At 44.2% G+C, this 17,284-nt stretch carries 22 protein-coding genes, 4 tRNA genes and 1 pseudogene; 13 read left to right on the top strand and 14 right to left on the bottom strand.

Annotated features, from left to right (window positions below; genetic code table 11):
• Positions 1 to 36: 36 nt before the first annotated feature.
• The 5 genes from E4T80_RS01405 to E4T80_RS01385 all read right to left on the bottom strand — a co-directional run bounded on the left by E4T80_RS01405 (position 37) and on the right by E4T80_RS01385 (position 4,574).
• A complete protein-coding gene (locus E4T80_RS01405) occupies positions 37 to 873 on the bottom strand; it encodes a PTS mannose transporter subunit IID (RefSeq protein ID WP_135054273.1) in 837 nt (278 codons plus the stop codon).
• A gap of 13 nt (positions 874 to 886) precedes the next feature.
• Positions 887 to 1,687, bottom strand: coding sequence for a PTS mannose/fructose/sorbose transporter subunit IIC (locus E4T80_RS01400; RefSeq protein WP_047976508.1), 801 nt, complete (start codon positions 1,685 to 1,687; stop codon positions 887 to 889).
• Between the two features lie 10 nt (positions 1,688 to 1,697).
• On the bottom strand, positions 1,698 to 2,687 hold the full coding sequence (manX, locus tag E4T80_RS01395) for a PTS mannose transporter subunit IIAB (RefSeq protein WP_135054271.1): 990 nt from the start codon (positions 2,685 to 2,687) through the stop codon (positions 1,698 to 1,700).
• Positions 2,688 to 2,967: 280 nt separating this feature from the next.
• Positions 2,968 to 3,063 (bottom strand): methionine/alanine import family NSS transporter small subunit, encoded by a 96-nt coding sequence (locus E4T80_RS01390; protein WP_047976506.1) that lies wholly within the window; start codon positions 3,061 to 3,063, stop codon positions 2,968 to 2,970.
• A 2-nt stretch (positions 3,064 to 3,065) separates the two neighbouring features.
• Positions 3,066 to 4,574, bottom strand: coding sequence for a sodium-dependent transporter (locus E4T80_RS01385; RefSeq protein WP_135054269.1), 1,509 nt, complete (start codon positions 4,572 to 4,574; stop codon positions 3,066 to 3,068).
• A gap of 552 nt (positions 4,575 to 5,126) precedes the next feature.
• Here E4T80_RS01385 and E4T80_RS01380 point away from each other — a divergent pair.
• From E4T80_RS01380 to E4T80_RS01370, 3 genes are read left to right on the top strand one after another with little or no spacing between them, the layout of a single operon-like run.
• Entirely contained in the window at positions 5,127 to 5,675 is a 549-nt protein-coding gene (locus E4T80_RS01380; RefSeq protein WP_135054267.1) for a hypothetical protein, read from the top strand.
• Between the two features lie 28 nt (positions 5,676 to 5,703).
• On the top strand, positions 5,704 to 5,901 hold the full coding sequence (locus E4T80_RS01375) for a hypothetical protein (protein ID WP_135054265.1): 198 nt from the start codon (positions 5,704 to 5,706) through the stop codon (positions 5,899 to 5,901).
• Positions 5,888 to 6,307: a tetratricopeptide repeat protein gene (locus E4T80_RS01370; RefSeq protein WP_135054263.1), complete on the top strand. Its 420-nt coding sequence runs from the start codon at positions 5,888 to 5,890 to the stop codon at positions 6,305 to 6,307. Before E4T80_RS01375 ends, E4T80_RS01370 begins: the two co-directional genes overlap by 14 nt.
• A 623-nt stretch (positions 6,308 to 6,930) precedes the next feature.
• On the opposite strand, the gene E4T80_RS01365 is transcribed toward E4T80_RS01370, so the two are convergent.
• The 9 genes from E4T80_RS01365 to E4T80_RS01325 all read right to left on the bottom strand — a co-directional run bounded on the left by E4T80_RS01365 (position 6,931) and on the right by E4T80_RS01325 (position 12,746).
• The gene (locus E4T80_RS01365; protein ID WP_135054261.1) at positions 6,931 to 7,953 is read right to left on the bottom strand and encodes a LacI family DNA-binding transcriptional regulator; all 1,023 of its coding nucleotides are present in this window, start codon (positions 7,951 to 7,953) and stop codon (positions 6,931 to 6,933) included.
• A gap of 97 nt (positions 7,954 to 8,050) precedes the next feature.
• Positions 8,051 to 8,395 carry a YggL family protein gene (locus E4T80_RS01360; protein ID WP_047976503.1) on the bottom strand — a complete coding sequence of 115 codons (345 nt, stop codon included), beginning with the start codon at positions 8,393 to 8,395 and terminating at the stop codon, positions 8,051 to 8,053.
• A gap of 57 nt (positions 8,396 to 8,452) precedes the next feature.
• Positions 8,453 to 9,196: a tRNA (guanosine(46)-N7)-methyltransferase TrmB gene (gene trmB, locus E4T80_RS01355; RefSeq protein ID WP_135054259.1), complete on the bottom strand. Its 744-nt coding sequence runs from the start codon at positions 9,194 to 9,196 to the stop codon at positions 8,453 to 8,455.
• Position 9,197: 1 nt separating this feature from the next.
• A complete protein-coding gene (locus E4T80_RS01350) occupies positions 9,198 to 9,530 on the bottom strand; it encodes a nucleoside triphosphate pyrophosphohydrolase family protein (RefSeq protein ID WP_135054257.1) in 333 nt (110 codons plus the stop codon).
• Between the two features lie 60 nt (positions 9,531 to 9,590).
• Positions 9,591 to 10,541 (bottom strand): beta-ketoacyl-ACP synthase III, encoded by a 951-nt coding sequence (locus tag E4T80_RS01345; protein WP_135054255.1) that lies wholly within the window; start codon positions 10,539 to 10,541, stop codon positions 9,591 to 9,593.
• Positions 10,542 to 10,552: 11 nt separating this feature from the next.
• Positions 10,553 to 11,575 carry a phosphate acyltransferase PlsX gene (gene plsX / locus E4T80_RS01340; protein WP_135054253.1) on the bottom strand — a complete coding sequence of 341 codons (1,023 nt, stop codon included), beginning with the start codon at positions 11,573 to 11,575 and terminating at the stop codon, positions 10,553 to 10,555.
• A 26-nt stretch (positions 11,576 to 11,601) separates the two neighbouring features.
• A complete protein-coding gene (gene rpmF / locus E4T80_RS01335) occupies positions 11,602 to 11,763 on the bottom strand; it encodes a 50S ribosomal protein L32 (protein ID WP_084724243.1) in 162 nt (53 codons plus the stop codon).
• A 17-nt stretch (positions 11,764 to 11,780) separates the two neighbouring features.
• Complete coding sequence (gene yceD / locus E4T80_RS01330; RefSeq protein ID WP_135054251.1) at positions 11,781 to 12,305, bottom strand: 23S rRNA accumulation protein YceD; 525 nt, start codon at positions 12,303 to 12,305, stop codon at positions 11,781 to 11,783.
• Between the two features lie 96 nt (positions 12,306 to 12,401).
• Positions 12,402 to 12,746: a hypothetical protein gene (locus E4T80_RS01325; RefSeq protein ID WP_135054249.1), complete on the bottom strand. Its 345-nt coding sequence runs from the start codon at positions 12,744 to 12,746 to the stop codon at positions 12,402 to 12,404.
• Between the two features lie 286 nt (positions 12,747 to 13,032).
• Here E4T80_RS01325 and dapD point away from each other — a divergent pair, with 286 nt between their 5' ends.
• The 10 genes and pseudogenes from dapD (at position 13,033) to E4T80_RS01275 (ending at position 17,224) form a co-directional block, all read left to right on the top strand.
• The gene (gene dapD, locus E4T80_RS01320) at positions 13,033 to 13,857 is read left to right on the top strand and encodes a 2,3,4,5-tetrahydropyridine-2,6-dicarboxylate N-succinyltransferase (protein ID WP_135054247.1); all 825 of its coding nucleotides are present in this window, start codon (positions 13,033 to 13,035) and stop codon (positions 13,855 to 13,857) included.
• Between the two features lie 170 nt (positions 13,858 to 14,027).
• Positions 14,028 to 14,486: a recombination regulator RecX gene (recX, locus tag E4T80_RS01315; protein WP_135054245.1), complete on the top strand. Its 459-nt coding sequence runs from the start codon at positions 14,028 to 14,030 to the stop codon at positions 14,484 to 14,486.
• Positions 14,464 to 14,780, top strand: a pseudogene (gene yqfB, locus E4T80_RS01310) (N(4)-acetylcytidine aminohydrolase). The gene recX and the pseudogene yqfB overlap by 23 nt, the downstream one beginning before the upstream one ends.
• Entirely contained in the window at positions 14,767 to 15,297 is a 531-nt protein-coding gene (locus E4T80_RS01305; RefSeq protein WP_135054243.1) for a DNA topoisomerase family protein, read from the top strand. The pseudogene yqfB and the gene E4T80_RS01305 overlap by 14 nt, the downstream one beginning before the upstream one ends.
• Positions 15,297 to 15,851 carry a Sua5/YciO/YrdC/YwlC family protein gene (locus E4T80_RS01300; protein ID WP_135054241.1) on the top strand — a complete coding sequence of 185 codons (555 nt, stop codon included), beginning with the start codon at positions 15,297 to 15,299 and terminating at the stop codon, positions 15,849 to 15,851. Before E4T80_RS01305 ends, E4T80_RS01300 begins: the two co-directional genes overlap by 1 nt.
• A gap of 3 nt (positions 15,852 to 15,854) precedes the next feature.
• Positions 15,855 to 16,676: a shikimate dehydrogenase gene (gene aroE / locus E4T80_RS01295; protein ID WP_135054239.1), complete on the top strand. Its 822-nt coding sequence runs from the start codon at positions 15,855 to 15,857 to the stop codon at positions 16,674 to 16,676.
• A gap of 159 nt (positions 16,677 to 16,835) precedes the next feature.
• Positions 16,836 to 16,912 (top strand) — tRNA-Met (locus E4T80_RS01290).
• Positions 16,913 to 16,917: 5 nt separating this feature from the next.
• Positions 16,918 to 17,002 (top strand) — tRNA-Leu (locus E4T80_RS01285).
• A gap of 23 nt (positions 17,003 to 17,025) precedes the next feature.
• Positions 17,026 to 17,100: transfer RNA gene (locus E4T80_RS01280), tRNA-Gln, on the top strand.
• Between the two features lie 49 nt (positions 17,101 to 17,149).
• Positions 17,150 to 17,224, top strand: a tRNA-Gln gene (locus E4T80_RS01275).
• Positions 17,225 to 17,284: the final 60 nt, after the last annotated feature.

Genomic DNA, 17,284 nt, shown 5'->3' with positions numbered 1-17,284 from the left:
TTTGCAAGCGGTTTGTTCAATCTGTTTTCTGACAAATTAGGCAAGAATGCCTGTCCACGCACCGAGAATACCGATAACGAAGAAGCCGAGGATAATCCAAAGGGCGTTCACACGGTTACGCAATAGCCACATACACGCAAAGGTGAGCAGTAGCGGTAGTAAGCCCGGCATTAGGCTGTCCAAAATGCCTTGTATCGTGGTGATTTCCGTTGTGCCGTCTTGCTTTTCAATGGTCGAAAGCACCAGCGGCACGTTAATGCTTGTCCATTTCTGCACCAGTGCGCCCATTATGAATAAGCCGAGGATAGATGCCCCTTCGGTCAGTTTTTGTAATAAACCGCCGCTCATATCGTGTACCACGTCCAACCCTTTTTTGTAGCCGTAGATTACGCCGAAATAACGGGTTGCCAAGCGCACAAGGTTAAAGAGTACGAAGAAAAGCAACGGCCCTAAAATACTACCGTTAAGCGCAATCCCCGCCCCTAATGCGGCAAAGACCGGACGGGCTGTTCCCCAGTAAATCGGGTCGCCCACCCCTGCCAACGGCCCCATTAAGCCGACTTTGATCCCGTTAATGGCAGCATCGTCAATCGGTTTTCCGTTGGCACGCTCTTCTTCCATCGCAATCGTTACGCCGATAACCGGTGCGGCAACAAACGGTTGTGTATTGAAAAACTCTAAGTGGCGTTTGATCGCATCTTTACGCTCTTGCGAATTTGGATCGGGATATAACCGCTTGATCACCGGTACCATTGCATAGGCAAAGCCTAATGCCTGCATACGTTCAAAGTTCCACGAACCTTGGAAAATATTAGAACGGCGCACGACCGCATTCAAATCGCTTTTGGTTACTTTTTTCATTTCAGTTGTCATTGTGCTGTCCTTTTTAGTCTAAACGGTTGTCAAGGTCGTTATTGCTGGCGGCAACTTGCACCACTTGTTTACTTTGGTTGTATTTCGGGTGAAGTTGAATATAAATAATGGCGGTGATCGTGCCTAAAATACCGAGTGCCACGAGGTTGAAATCGGTGAACGCGGCGATCACAAAACCGGCGTAGAAGAACGGCATTAAATGCCCTGCCCGCATCATATTGATCACCATTGCATAACCGACCACGGCGATAAAGCCACCGGCAATTTTAAGACCTGTCGTTACTACCGGCGGAATGGCATTCAACATTGTTTGAACGGCGTCTGTTCCGGCAGTCATTGCCACGATTAACGCCGGAATAGCAATACGCATCGCTTGGAGTAATAAGGCACTGCGGTGAATCCAATCCAGTTTGTTCAGATCGCCCGTTTCCACGGCTTTATCGGCAGCGTGTTGGAAACCGACCGTAATTGCACGCACGACATAGGTCAGTACTTGACCGGCAGCGGCAAGCGGAATGGCAATCGCAATACCGGTGGTAATATCTTGTCCGCCCACGATTACTAAAATTGTCGAAACCACAGACGCTAATGCGGCATCAGGGGCAAGGGCTGCACCGATATTCATCCAACCTAATGCCAGTAATTCTAATGAACCGCCGACAATAATCCCGGTTTTCATATCGCCTAACACTAAGCCGATAAGAGTACAGGCAATCAACGGGCGGTGGGTTTGCCATTCGTCTAAAATTGATCCCATACCTGAAATACAGGCAACCAAAAAGACGAGACCTATTTGTAATGCTGAAATTTCCATTGTCAATTCCTTAGATTAAGTTATTTTTCTTGAGTAAATCCATCATATATTGACGGCTGTCGTTTGAAACTTTGCGAACGTCCAATTCAATGCCTTTCGCATCAAGGGTTTTGAATGCCTCAATATCGTTATCATCCACGGCAACTGCACTGGTAATCATCTTCTTACCATCACGGTATGCCATTCCGCCGATATTGATTGATTTAAAATCGACCCCAGCCTCCATTAAACGCACAACGTCGCTTGGGTTAGTGAACAGCAGCATCATTCGCTCGCCGGCATATTCCGCGTTATTGTAAACACGGATCATCTTTTCCACATTCACCACGTGAGCCGTTACCCCCGGCGGTGCAACGCTTTTCAGCATTGTGGAACGTACGCTGTCTTTTGCCACATCATCGTTCACCACCACGATGCGAGAAACTCGGCTCTCTTTTGTCCAGCGGGTTGCCACCTGACCGTGAATTAAGCGGTCATCAATACGGGCTAAACCGATGGTTAAATGCCCGACACCGTTCGCTTCCACTTTCGCCGGCTCGGCAGGCTGACTAGCGGTCGGATTCGGCTCGTTTTTTGCAACGGGAGCGTCCGCGTCTTTTTCTTGATAACGTAACGCACGCACACCTAAACGACCGGTTTCCAACGCCACTTCAATCAGCTCATCAAGGGACGGGCCGTCATCACGCGCCATAAAGGTTTCCACCAACATCGGCACGTTTACGCCCGTAACAATATCCATATTGTCTTTGCCCTCGGCAACACGGTTTGCTGCATTAAACGGGCTGCCGCCCCAAGTATCCACTAAAAAGAGTACCTGCTCGCAATGGGCAAGCTCGTTGGCTAATTTCGCCTGATACTTGGTCATAATCGTTTCGGCATTCTCGCCCGGCACAAAGTCGATGGTCGCTACATCGCTTTGTTCCCCAATCAACATCTCGGTGGTTTTGAGAAGTTGCTCGGCGGCGACACCGTGGGTTGCTATGATAATAGCAATACTCATTGTTACTCCTTAATATGAAGAAATTGTAAATCGGTAAACTTATTTTCAAATAGAGTGAAATCGGCGTAATTGTAAAGAAAGGTGGCGTTTCAGCAATCGAAATTCCGTAAAAACGTGATCTAGTTCACATTTTTTAGCGATAAAATTTCACATTTGCTGATTTTTTATACCTTTTATTTTCAATAAAAAATTAAATGTCAATTTTGCAACATTTCGGCAAAATAAAACCGCTTGTCGATTGCTCAACAAGCGGTCAGATAAGAGATCAATATAACAAGGCTTAATCTTCTTTCGGTAAGCGTTTTACCGAGTAAATCAGCCCGCCCCAAATTACCACAAGGGCGATAATCATCATAATAATTGCGCTGCTACTCATTTTTATTCTCCTGTTACTGCGGTATCTTCATTTTTCCATTTGAGACGGGAAAGTAGGAATGCCACAACGACTAATCCAATCGCCATTCCCCAGCCAAAGGTATTCACAAACCAGCGTGGGTAGCCTTCATAACCTTCCGAGAAGACTTTCGCCCCTTCGCTGAATAACATAAAAGCAAGAATACCGGTCGTTACTACAATACATAACCGCCATAAAAAGCCGACTTTAAATGACGAGGTTTCGTTAAGGTGATCGCCGAGTAAGCCGAGTTTTTCGTTTGCCACAATCGCAATCAACGATACAAACGCCACTGCAACAATGCCGAAATAGTTCACGAATTTATCCATTACGTCCAGCATTGGCAAACCGGTGGTCGTGCCGAATAACACGACGGACACGAGCATCATCGGTAAGCCGACAATGAAAGTTACTTTCACCCGTCCGATCTGTAATTTATCCTGCACCGCCGAAATAATCACTTCAATCACCGAAATGAACGAGGTTAATGCCGCAAAGGTAAGCGAGCCGAAGAATAATACCCCCAGCACTTCGCCGAACGGGGCTTGGTTGATAATGGTTGGGAACGCAAAGAAGGCTAAACCGATACCGCCTTTTGCCACCTCACTCACTTCCTGACCGGCGGAAACAGCCATAAAACCAAGGGCGGCAAATACCCCGATCCCTGCTAGAACCTCAAAACTGCTGTTCGCAAACCCAACAACCAAGCCACTGCCGGTTAAATCGGAATTTTTCTTCAAGTAGGAGGCGTAGGTAATCATAATCCCGAAGCAGATCGACAACGAGAAGAAAATTTGCCCGTAGGCAGCGATCCACACGCTCGGATCGGTGAGTTTATCCCAATTTGGGGTAAACAACGCATCTAACCCTTTTGCCGCTCCCGGTAAAAAGAGTGAAGACACGACTAATACAAGGAACATCACGATCAATATTGGCATTAAAATACCGGAGGATTTGGCAATCCCTTTTTGTACACCGAGAGCCAACACAGCAAGTGCCACCAACCACACAGCAATCAATGGGCCGGTAACCATTCCGACAAACTCAAAGCTCACCCCTTGGCTAATATCGCCCATTTTCAAAAATTCACCGATGAAGAAATCGATCGGTTTATCGCCCCACGCCCCGTTCACCGAGAAATAGGTATAAACCGCTGCCCAGCCGAGTACGACCGCATAGTAAATACCGATAATCACGTTCACCAGCACTTGCCACCAGCCGAAAGTTTCAAAATGGCGGTTAAAGCGGCGGTAAGACAACGGCGCACCGCCACGGTGGCGATGGCCAATCGCATAATCTAAAAATAACAGCGGAATCCCTGCCGTCAGCAAAGCGACAAGGTAAGGAATGATAAACGCCCCGCCGCCGTTTTCATAGGTGGTATAAGGGAAGCGCCAAATGTTGCCAAGCCCGACCGCCGAGCCGATGGCAGCGATAATAAATGCTCTGCGGCCGGAAAACGTTTCCCGTTTCGGCTCGCTAGTGTGTTGCATATTAGACACGGTAATATCCTCAAAATAAAAATTGTTATGCTTTTTAATTATCCCAATTACTTATTTCCAAATATTGAAAAAATAGCTAGTAAATGAACCTCTTACAGAATCATTATTATTTTCAACCTTAGGTAACAATGATAAAGAAGAGTTTAGAATAATCGATATTTTCGTATGCCTAAAAGCGTTAGCATACTCAATGGCGAGAGACTATGCCGAATAATACACAAAAAGTAAATAGTGAAAAGTGAAAAAATCAGAGAATAAAATTGCAATTACTTAGTCTAAAATTTTAAAAAATCAACTAAATTTAGCATTTAAACCCAAAAACTTAAACAAGTTAAAATTTTATACTAACCTGCAAATCCAAAATTAGAATAACTATTTTTTTATTTTCTGTCTATTACATCAACTATATAGGAGTAAAGAAGTATTCATACAGATAGAACAGGTTGTTTTTTGAACTAAAAAGACTCTATGATTTTTAATGTAAGTAACACTGAGATATAGTATGATTAATAAAACTAATAGCTTAGTTAGGAAATTATTAAAGTGTGGTTGCTATTTGACATTAATACAGATAATCGGGAAGAACTAAAACAAGAAATCTTAAAATTCTTAAACGAAAATAAAGATATTCGATTAAAAGGTATCAGAGAAGTAATAGAAACAGGAGAAAGTTTACCTAATTTAGATAAAGAGTTTAATACTGAAATTAGAATTTGGCTTCCAAATATTCTCTATCAGTATATTTCTGACAATAGTTATTCTTCTATTGCAAATAGTATTCGTGAAATTCTAATAGAACATTGTTATGGAAAAATTGCGGTAAGGGAAATGCGCAAAAAATACTACGAGCGAAAGATTAAATTTTCTATTTCTGATGCCAAAGTAAATGTGGAAATGCTTATCTTGGGAAAGAAAAACACACCCTCTAAAATTGCCTGCAATAAAAAATTAAAAGAGGATTTAGAAAAATTAGCTAATCTAAATAATTGTACCTTATCAGAATATATTTGTGATGTATTATACAAACATTATTTTGGCAATGGATTTATCACAAATCTTGATTTAGTTGAAGAAGATGAGTCGATAGAATAATTTTATTTTATAAAATATAGGAGCAAAAATGAATAAATTTGGTGAATTACTCACTTTTTTATATATGTTAATCACTAGTACTTGGGGATTACTTACGTTTCCTCTTTGTGTCTATGCAGCATTTAAAGATTTTAAAGCTGATGAAATAATGTGGGCAGCATTAGATATTTATACACTTTTTGTTGGAATAATCAGAGGTCTAATGTATTTATTTGGGTGGTTATAATGAAAGAAAAAATTATTGGCAGTATTTTAAGTCTATTCAGTGCTATATTTTTTATTACAGTGGCTTTATTTGCATTCACAAATTATCCTCAGTTAGTGATCGATCTGAAATAATTGAAAAAGCTCAAAATGGAGATGCCAGCTCACAGGTTGAGCTAGGTATTCGTTACGCTGATGGTAGTTATGGTATGCCTCAAGATTATAGATTAGCTAACCATTGGTATAAAAAAGCGATAGAACAAAATAATCCCTATGCAATGCATAATCTTGCTTTATCCTACATAAGAGGGCAAGGTGTCGAAACTGATTATACTCAAGCCAGATTCTACTTTTCTAAGGCTTGTAATCTAAATATAAAAGAATCCTGTGATAATCTACAGAAAATGAATAATCGAGGAATGTACTAGTGAAGGATTTAACGAGATCATTTTATAATTTCTTTAATTATTCTGGAAGAGCAACAAGAAGAGAGTTTATATTTTTTGTTTTTCTTTATTTTAACTTACTCGAATTTTACTATTATTTATTTCTCTTAAATTAACAGGAGCATATCCATCCCTTAATTTTTATTCTCTAACAGATCTACTAGTAATTATAGATCATCTTTTTATTAAACTTCCTATTTTATTTATTTTCATCAGGCGTTCTCATGATGTGGGTATATCTGGCGGATTATCTATTTTTATTTACTTACTAAATGTTGCTGATTATTATTTTTCTGATTATATAGTTGCTATTTATAACCAATTGATAGCTGATTCGCCATATGCAGATTATTCATGGCCATATGGAGGTTTCATTTTAATAGTAAATATTGGGTTGTTTATATACTTAGCTTGCTAGCCAAGTGATGTTGAAAATGAATATGGTTTACCTAATTGAAAAACTAACCCTAAATCAAATTTCCATTTTAAAACGATTGGTTAAAGGGAATTTAGTCTAGTTATATAAGGTAATCCAAAATAAATATCTAAAACCAAGCCTATGCCTACTATTGTATAGGCTTTATTCTTTTACTGTACCAGATTATTTAACCTCGCCAAATAATTTCACAGGGGACTTTTATCGGTTTAAGCGTTTTACCTTGTAGGGTTTGCTGAATCAGTGTGAAAACTTGTTTGGCGATCTGCTCGTGATCCTGCTTGATAGAATGGATATGAAAAGGCAAGGCATTAAGCAGGGCGTGATCGTCAAATGTCGCAAGCTGTAACTGGCGATTGAGCAATTTATCCATTTGTTGATATTCGGTCAGATAGTGCAACACCCCTTCCAAAATGGTATAAGAGGCGGTAAAGACCGCTTGAGGTAAACGCCCCAGCCGTTCGACTAAGGATTGCATCAGCCGATAGCCCGATTCGGGGCGGTAATCTCGGTGTAAAATCCAGTCAGGCTGTTCACCCAAACCGCCCTCGGCAAGCCCCTGACAAAAACCAGCCAAACGGGATTGGCTCGGCGAAAGGGAGAGCTGCCCGCCAAAATAAAAATATTCGCTTAAATGATTGGTGGTAATCACCCGCTGCACAAGCTGTGCAATCTTTGGTGTGTCATCACTAATCGCGTAGCAGAGATCAAGCTGCGGCACAAAGCGGTCGAGCTGTAATAGGGCGGTCTGCTTTAACACGGATTTGTAATACTTCGGATCTTGATGGGTGGGTGCGGTGATAATGAGGTCGATTTGGCGGTCGAGTAAACGTTCTATCGCTAATTTTTCTTGGACGGGATTGTCGTCCGAGCAGGCAATCACCAGCAGTAAGCCGCTATCACGGCATAATTTTTCCAAATACTTGGCGGTTGATGCAAAACCGTAATTGGCGAGATCCGGCACAATCAAGCCGACAACGTTGGTACGCTGTAATTTTAACCCTTTGGCATAGGCATTGGCACGGTAGCCGTACTGGCGGGCAATTTGGCATACTCTCTGACGGGTCTCCGACTTGATGCGAAATTGTTCCGATTGCCCGTTCAGCACCATACTCGCCGTGGTTTTCGACACACCGCTTAACCGTGCAATATCATTGAGGGTGATCCGTTTAACAGGTTGATTTTCCGCCATTTTTCTTCCTTTAATCAGGGCGATAAGCGTAACAACGAAAATAAATGACCTAAAATCATCGGAGGGATAATTTTAGGCACATTATGACAAGAAAGGATTATTGATTGATCGGTAAATCCCACCAAATATCAAACAATTCGCTGACCTCGATTTCAATTAAACCGTTATCCGCTAACCATTTTTGCACTAATTGACGGTGAGAGTCATCGCATTTGCCCATTTTCTCAAGGCAAACTAAGCCTTCCCAATGTAAATAGCCTGAACCTTCGTAGGCTAAGCCGTTCGGGCGGATCACTTCATCAATAAAACGATCTACGAGCGCATCAATTTGGTCAATGCCCGTGCCTTCGGCAAATTGGAATTTCACCAAAAAGCCTAATTCTTGGAATTCGGCAAGGTGCATTTTCTTGCGCTGTCTGCGATTACGAGTTGGTTGTGCCATTTTTGTTCTCCTTAATGACAATAAAATTGTGGCTATTCTAGCACAATTTTGTTGGGTTTATCCTTTAATAAAGTAGAGATCCCACACGCCGTGTCCTAATTTCTGCCCGCGTTCCTCAAATTTGGTGAGAGGGCGAAAATCCGGACGCGGAATAAAATCACCACTCGGTGATTGATTTTTAAGTTCAGGGAATGAGCGTAGTACCGCTAACATATACTCCGCATAATTTTCCCAATCCGTTGCCATATGAATAAAGCCGTCTGACCGCAATTTATGTAATACCCGCTCAATAAAAGCCGGCTGTACAATACGGCGTTTATGGTGCTTGGCTTTTTGCCACGGATCAGGGAAATAGAGCTGTAAACCGCCGAGGGACTGATCGGCAATGCTATCCCGTAAAATTTCGGTCGCATCGTGGCAAATGACCCGCAGGTTTTTGACTCCCTTTTCAACCGCATAGGCAATACACGCCCCGACACCAGGCGTGTGAACTTCTATGCCGATATAATTGCGATCGGGATTTTGCGCCGCCATTTCAACCAAAGATTTGCCCATTCCAAAGCCGATTTCCAACACGACCGGATTGGCATTGCCGAAAATTTGGTTGAAATCGAACGGCATTGCTTGATAATCCAAGCCTAAATCCGCCCAGTGATGATTCATCATATCCCGTTGGAAATCGCTCAACCGCCCGGTGCGTAACACAAAACTGCGCACTTTGCGCATATAGCGTCCGTCTGCGGTAAATTCTGCTTGTTCTACGGTTTTCCGTTTTTTATCTGCAAAAGTGATTTTATGCATATTATTTAATTAACCGTTTCTCCATACCGTCTAAAAATTCTGAAATTGATTTTCCCAAATCAATGTCCATTCGATCAGCTAATACAATTAGCCACCAAATATTTTCACTCAATTTATGGGAAAGTTCATCTACCACATTATCATCTAATTTTAGCCAACGCCCTTGTTGTGCCATTGTTAAACGTCCAACTAAACCTGCATCGGTTAAATAGGCTAGTGCATCCTCCTCTACCGTCCAAGTTGAACCATGATATTGTTGTTCAAGTTGATGATAAGCTTGACGAATTTTTAGAGAACGTTCAATAATCTCATTAAAATTTAATTGTTTTTCCATTTTATTTTCCAAATAGCAAGTGAGCTATTCAACCCTAAAATTTACAAAATTAACTGCTTGTTAAAAACGGACTAACGCCGATCCCCACGTCCAGCCGCCGCCGAAAGCCTCCAGCAATAATAGCTGCCCACGCTGAATACGCCCGTCCCGCACCGCTTCATCAAGTGCTACCGGAATGGTCGCGGCACTGGTGTTACCGTAGCGATCTACCGTTACCACTACCTGATACATCGACATCGCCAATTTTTCCGCCGTTGCCGCAATAATACGCAAATTGGCTTGGTGCGGCACAAGCCAATCCAGCTCGCGCTTATCCAAGCCGTTTTCCGTTAAGGTTTCTTCCACCACATTAGCTAGTTCCCGTACCGCCAATTTGAAGGTCGCATTGCCCTGCATTGCAATAAAGCCCGATTGTGCTTCACCCCGCATCTCATTCGGCAAAACCAGTGCAGATTTGGTATCTGGCGAGGCGTGTAAGTGGGTTGAAATAATGCCTTGTTGTTCGCTTGCCTCTAAAATCACCGCGCCTGCACCATCACCAAACAATACGACTGTGCTGCGATCCGTTTCGTCTAATTTGCGGGAGTTGAGATCCGAGCCGATGACTAACGCTTTTTTCACCTTGCCGCTGCGTATAAACTGATCCGCCACACTCAACGCATAAACAAAGCCGGTACAGGCTGCCGCCACATCAAAGGAAATTGCATCGTCAATGCCGAGCATTCCTTGAATTTGGCAGGCGGCACTCGGATAAGCGTGAGAGTTGCTGGTCGTTCCAACCACAATTAAATCAATCTGTTGCGGATCAATAGCGGCTTGTGCTAACGCATTTTTCGCCGCTGCCGCCCCCATTGTTGCCACGGTTTCATCAGCACCGGCAATACGGCGTTCTTTCATTCCCGAACGGGTAACAATCCACTCGTCTGTTGTATCGACCATTTTCTCTAAATCCGCATTGGTGCGAATTTGCGCAGGCATATAGCTACCGGTCGCTAAAATTGAACTGTACATACTTTATACTCTTATAATTGATTTAATCCTTGCGAAATTTTAGCAGGAATTTCATTTTCAATCTGTTGAATTGCGTGCAAAATGGCATAAAAAAATGCATTTGCACCGGCACTCCCGTGGCTTTTCACCACCACGGACGATAAACCGAGCAATGTTGCACCATTGTGTTTGTCCGGATTGATACGTTGCAATTTTCGGTAATAGCGTTGAAAAATAAAACGCATAACCGCCCGCTTGAACCGCCGGCACAGATGTGAATCCGGCTGAGGCGGCTTAAAAAACACCAATAAATTGTGTGCTGCACCCTCTAAGGTTTTCAAGGCAATATTACCGCTAAATCCATCACAAATAATCACATCGGCATAATTATTCAGCAATTTATCGCCTTCCATAAAGCCGATATAGTTGAGGTGTTGTGCCTGTTTTAACTGCTGGTGGGCGGTACGGATTGCCGGATTGCCCTTATACTCTTCCGTGCCGATATTCAACAGTGCCAAGCGGGGATAGACCAAATCCAGCATCACTTGTGCAAAAATATTGCCCATCTCAGCAAACTGGCACAGCAACTCACTGTCCGCCTCCACATTTGCCCCTAAATCCAACATAATGCCGGAGCGACCGTTTAAGCTCGGTATAAGGGAGGTCAGCGCCGGTCGTCCAATATTCGGTAATAACGAAATGTGCTGCTTGGCAAGCGCCATCAGCAAGCCGGTATTCCCGCCGCTGACACAGCCTTGTGCTTCGCCGGTTGCCACCGCTTCAATCGCCAGTTGCATTGCACTGCCTTTGCTCTGACGCATTGCCTGCCGAAATGGCAGATCGTCAGCAACGGTTTTTGCGGTATGAACCAATCGGATACGTTGTCGGCTGGCGGGCGGTAAAGCCTGTAATAAAGGGCGGATTTGACATTGATCGCCAAATAGAAGAAAAGTGAGCTTCGGATAAACTGCCAAAGCCGATATGATTGCGGGAATAGTAATACGGGGACCAAAGTCCCCGCCCATTACATCTAACGCAAGGGTTAGACGAGCCAAATTATACCTCGAAAGATATGATTGGATTATTTGATCTTACGACCACGGTAGTAACCGTCTGCAGACACGTGGTGGCGTAAATGGGTTTCACCACGAGAATCGACAGATACCGCTGCCGTAGTTAATGCATCGTGTGAACGACGCATATCACGACGTGAACGAGATTTCTTATTTTGTTGAACAGCCACGGGCTTTTCTCCTAGATCTAGTTTTTCTTTAAATTAGCTAATACGGCGAACGGGTTCGGTTTACTTGCCAGTTTTTCCGGCAATTCGCCAAAAACCTGTTCTGCCACGGACACTTCACAGTGTTCAGCACTATGCATCGGGACTAACGGTAACGATAGAATGAATTCGTCTTCTACCATTTCCAGTAAATTTATTTCACCGAAAGCATTCAGTTCAATCGGTTCATAAACTTCGGGCAATTTGTCCGCCTGATCCATATTTGCCACCGGACTGAAGCATAATGTACAGTCAAGGGTGTGCTTAAAAGGGTTACCGCAACGTTGGCAGTCTAGCTCCACATCAATGCGTGCCGTGCCTCTAATCACAGTCAGCCGTTGTGGATCAACCTCTAACGATAAAGTAACCTGTGCATCACTTAGCACATTTCCAACCGATTCCCCCAAACGACTAAGCTGGCTTGCCGAAATCAAGCCCTCATAGTCCATACGCCGTTGCGCATCTTTATAGGGGTCAATAGTCAGGGGTAGTTTTGCTTTTTGCATAGGGTGTGCATATTACCGATTGCCAGCAAAATAGTCAAAGGGAAAATCGTGCTTTTCCCTGCTTTGCAAAATTTTACCGATAACTCACCGCTTGAGCTAAAATAAAAGCGCTTCCGGAAAATTCACGATCGGTTCACTCTTTGCAGAACACATTATCGTTGCTAAATGTTTCTCCTCCGTTGAAACTTCTAGGCTATATTCGGTTTCGTGCTCGTCCGTCATTCTGTCTGTCGCCACTCTGGCGGTATAAAAGGTATCACCGTTTTTGAGGGTTAAATTTGTCCATAAATAACGCCCAATACCCTCCCACTTTGGTGAGCGTTGAATTGCCTCTTGTACGAAATCTCGAAACACTAATTCAGGTTTATTCCGTTTCCCGAAGCGATACTCATATTGGTTGCCGATTTGCACAATAGAAATCTGCTTCCCATTTTGAGTCAAACACGAAAAAATCACCTCACTGGCAGCCGAAACAGGTGAAAGAACAAGTATAAATAGCAGGCAGAATATTTTCATTTTTTGTAATTTCGGGTGAAAAACATCCAAATTTTTATCATTATGCCTACCTATTTCTCACTTTTCAACAACGACTTTTGTCAAAAAACACCTTCAATCCACCGCTTGTAGCAATGTCTATCGCAGGATTTTGTGAAATGTTGTGGAAATTGTGCGGTGTCTGTGCTAAAAAGTCAGGCGTTTTTTCATTATCAATACATAAGGAAAGTCAATGTCATTACAAGCGATTATCGAAGCGGCGTTTGAGCGCCGTGCGGAAATTACCCCAAACAATGTGGATACCGAATTAAAACAAGCGGTAAATGAGGTTCTAGAAGGATTAGATAACGGCTCATTCCGTGTTGCCGAAAAAATTGACGGCGAATGGGTAGTGCATCAATGGTTAAAAAAAGCGGTATTGCTCTCATTCCGTATCAACGATAACCACATCATTGACGGGGCTGAAACGAAATACTACGACAAAGTGCCGCTCAAATTTGCCGACTATGACGAAGCCCGTTTCCAAAAAGAAGGCTTCCGAGTTGTGCCGTCCGCCACCGTACGTAAAGGGGCGTACATCGCTAAAAATACCGTGTTAATGCCGTCTTATGTGAATATCGGGGCTTATGTGGACGAAGGCACAATGGTGGATACTTGGGCAACGGTCGGCTCTTGTGCGCAAATCGGCAAAAACGTGCATTTATCCGGCGGCGTAGGCATTGGCGGCGTGTTAGAACCGTTGCAAGCCAACCCGACTATCATTGGCGATAACTGCTTTATCGGCGCACGTTCCGAAATTGTTGAAGGTGTGATTGTTGAAGACGGCTGTGTCATTTCAATGGGCGTTTTCATCGGTCAATCCACCAAAATTTACGATCGTGAAACCGGCGAAATCCACTATGGTCGTGTACCGGCGGGATCGGTAGTCGTTTCCGGCAGCCTACCGTCAAAATGCGGCAAATATAACCTCTACTGTGCGGTGATCGTCAAAAAAGTCGATGAAAAAACCCGTGGCAAAGTCGGCATCAACGAATTACTCCGCTCTATCGAAGAGTAATCTGCTGACAAGCGGTCGGTTTTTACGCGTTGTTTGCAAAATGAGATAGCACAGCGTACAAAAACGGTTATTTTAACCTCGGGAGGGCATACCGTTCTCCCGATATATCTCATACCGAGTTTAAGCCAATCGACCGCTTTTAGCCGTATGCTAAGGATACGATCAACACAATGACACAAAAATATTCCGCCCAAAGTTACGTTCTCTATTTACTCGCCAAGCGAGAATATAGCCAAGCGGAGCTACGTCAAAAACTCCGCCAAAAAGCGTATCCGGAAGACGATATTGAACCGGCATTAGCCCGCGCGGTTGAAAACGGCTGTCAGAGTGATGAACGTTTTTGTGCAGTATTTATCCGTTATCGAGCGCAACAGGGCTATGGGCCTCGCCGTTTAAAACAAGAATTGCGGCAAAAGGGCATTGCAGATTGGTTACTTACACAAGCGCTGGATAATGCCGAGATCGACTGGTTTGCCCTTGCCGAAAAAATGTTTGAAAAAAAGCGCCCTGCGGTTTGGGATTACAAAGCCAAGCAAAAAATGTGGCGTTACTTAGTGTCCCGTGGTTTTTATCAGGATCATTTCGATCACTTAATGAATGGCGACTATGCAGAAGATCACCTTTTTTAGCCGTTTTGAAGCGGATATTCTGAGCGGTAAAAAAACCATTACCATTCGGGATCACATGGAATCGCATTTTCAGGTGGGACAAACCCTTTGCGTATTTACGCTCGAAACCGACCGCTTGTTCGCCCACATTAACGTCAAAGCCGTCATACCGATTGATTTTACCGATCTGAATAGTCGCCACGCCATACAAGAGAATATGCGTTTGGACGAGCTGAAAGCAGTGATCCGTTCAATTTACCGAACCCGTCCAAACTGTTTGTGATTGAATTTGAGTTAGTTGATGAGCCTGTTTGAATCTACCCGCCAGACTGAAAATTGCCCCGATTGCCAAGCCCCTTTGCACATAAAGCGGGGCAAGCAAGGGCTGTTTTTGGGGTGCAGCCGTTACCCCGACTGCCAATACCTTAAACCCCTGCAGCAAAGTCATCACGTTATTAAAACACTGCCTCAATCTTGCCCGCAATGCGAAGGCGTCTTGCAGCTCAAACAAGGGGCGTTCGGGATTTTTATCGGTTGTAGCCGTTATCCCGACTGCGATTTTATTGTGCAAGAAGACGTTTCAGCCGAAGAAACGTTCGATTGTCCGGAATGCCGCAGCCACTCATTAGTCGCCCGCACCGGACGAAACGGCAAAACCTTTTACGGCTGCCGGGATTACCCGAAATGTAAATTCACCTTGCCGAGCAAGCCGATAAAAATCGTCTGCCCTGTCTGCCAATGCGGTCTGGCAACCCTCAAGAAACAACGGGGTAACACCTTTTACCAATGCGCCAACCGCCAATGCCAACATCTTTTTAGTGAAACGGAATAATGTTTTCTTTTGATCAAATTGTTGAACAATTAACCCAAAATCAAGTCGTTGCTTATCCGACAGAAGCGGTTTTCGGCTTGGGCTGCAACCCAAACAGCGAACACGCCGTTCACCGCCTGCTCGCGTTGAAGCAACGTTCCATCGAAAAAGGGCTGATTTTAGTAGCCCCCAGCCGAGATTTTTTTCTGCCTTACCTAGACGAAAGCCGCTTAACAGACCTTCATTGGCAGCGGTTCGAACAACCGCAAACCCGCCCGATTAGTTGGGTAATGCCGGCAAAAGCAAGTGTACCTCGCTATCTCAAAGGGCAATTCGACACCCTTGCTCTGCGTCTATGCCGTGTACCGGCGGTCGTCCAATTGTGCCAAGCGACCGGCTTTGCCTTGACGTCAACCAGCGCAAATCTGAGCGGTCAAACACCTTGTCGCACGGCACAGGCAGTCAGATCACAGTTCGGCGAACATTTTCCCGTATTAGATGCCGAAACGGGTGGTGAGCAAAATCCGTCCGAAATTCGAGATATTTTTAGCCAACATATTTTTAGACAGGGGTAAACGATGAATCAATATGCCGTGTGGGGAAATCCGATCGCTCAAAGCAAATCGCCCCGTATTCACCAACTGTTTAGCGAGCAAACCGCCAAGCCGATTTGCTATACTGCGGAACTGGGGAATAATCTCAATTTTGAAGCGCAGCTTCGCCAATTTTTCGCTAACGGTGCAAATGGAGCCAATATTACTGCGCCTTTTAAAGAGCGGGCGTTTGCCCTCGCCGATGTTCATAGCGAAAGTTGCTTACAGGCACAAGCCTGTAACACGCTCAAACGTTTAGCTGACGGACGTTTATATGCCGACAACACAGACGGACTCGGTTTAGTCGCCGATTTACAACGGCTCGGCTGGCTGGCTGCTGATCAACGTATGCTGATTTTAGGCACAGGCGGGGCAACCAAAGGCGTGTTATATCCACTTTTAAAAGCCAAGCAGCGTATCACGCTCTATAACCGCACCCCAGAGAAAGCGGTCGGTTTAGCCGAAAACTTTGCAAAATTCGGCGAAATTCAGCCCGCTTGCTTAGCCGAGATTGCCGAGCAGTCGTTTGATGTGATCATCAACGCAACCTCGCTCGGCTTACAGGGGCAGTATGTGCCGATTACCCCAAAGCACTTTGCCGGCAGCCGAGTGTACGATATGCAATATGCAGCGGCTATGCGAACGCCGTTTTTAGATTACGCCCGCACGCAAGGGGTGCAAAAAGTGCAGGACGGGCTGGGAATGTTAGTCGGGCAAGCAGCTTTCGCATTTCAACTTTGGGAGGGCGTATTACCGGAAATTCCCCCTGTTTTAGCAAAGCTCCAAGCGGAAATGCAATCGGCTTAAACAGAGGAAAATAACGCAATATCGTTGTTTTTTTTAGCAAATTGTCTAAAGCCTATCCAAACAAAACGAAAAAAATCGTTTTTTAAAAAAAGTATTTGACGAGGTAGGGTGAAATCAGCATAATACGCCCCGCAAAGCCGATATGGTGAACGCAATAAGGGCTACATAGCTCAGCTGGTTAGAGCACAACACTCATAATGTTGGGGTCGCAAGTTCGAATCTCGCTGTAGCCACCAAAGTTGCGGGACTGGCGAAATTGGTAGACGCACCAGATTTAGGTTCTGGCGCCGCGAGGTGTGTGGGTTCAAGTCCCTCGTCCCGCACCATTATCAGCTTGTAAAAATACGACTGGAGTATCGCCAAGCGGTAAGGCACTGGGTTTTGATCCCAGCATTCCTAGGTTCGAATCCTAGTACTCCAGCCATCTTTTTTATCAACTCTATCAGACTAACTTTTCAGTTAGTTTTTTCTTTTGGAGTATCGCCAAGCGGTAAGGCACTGGGTTTTGATCCCAGCATTCCTAGGTTCGAATCCTAGTACTCCAGCCATTTCCTTTCAATAAATAATGCAAATATTTCCACTGATTTCGCATTTCTTTACTTTTTATC

The sequence above is a fragment of the Muribacter muris genome (genome assembly GCF_004569585.1).
GTDB lineage: Bacteria > Pseudomonadota > Gammaproteobacteria > Enterobacterales > Pasteurellaceae > Muribacter > Muribacter muris.
The sequence above is the reverse complement of the archived record's forward strand: the minus strand, read 5'-3'. Positions and strand labels throughout refer to the sequence as shown.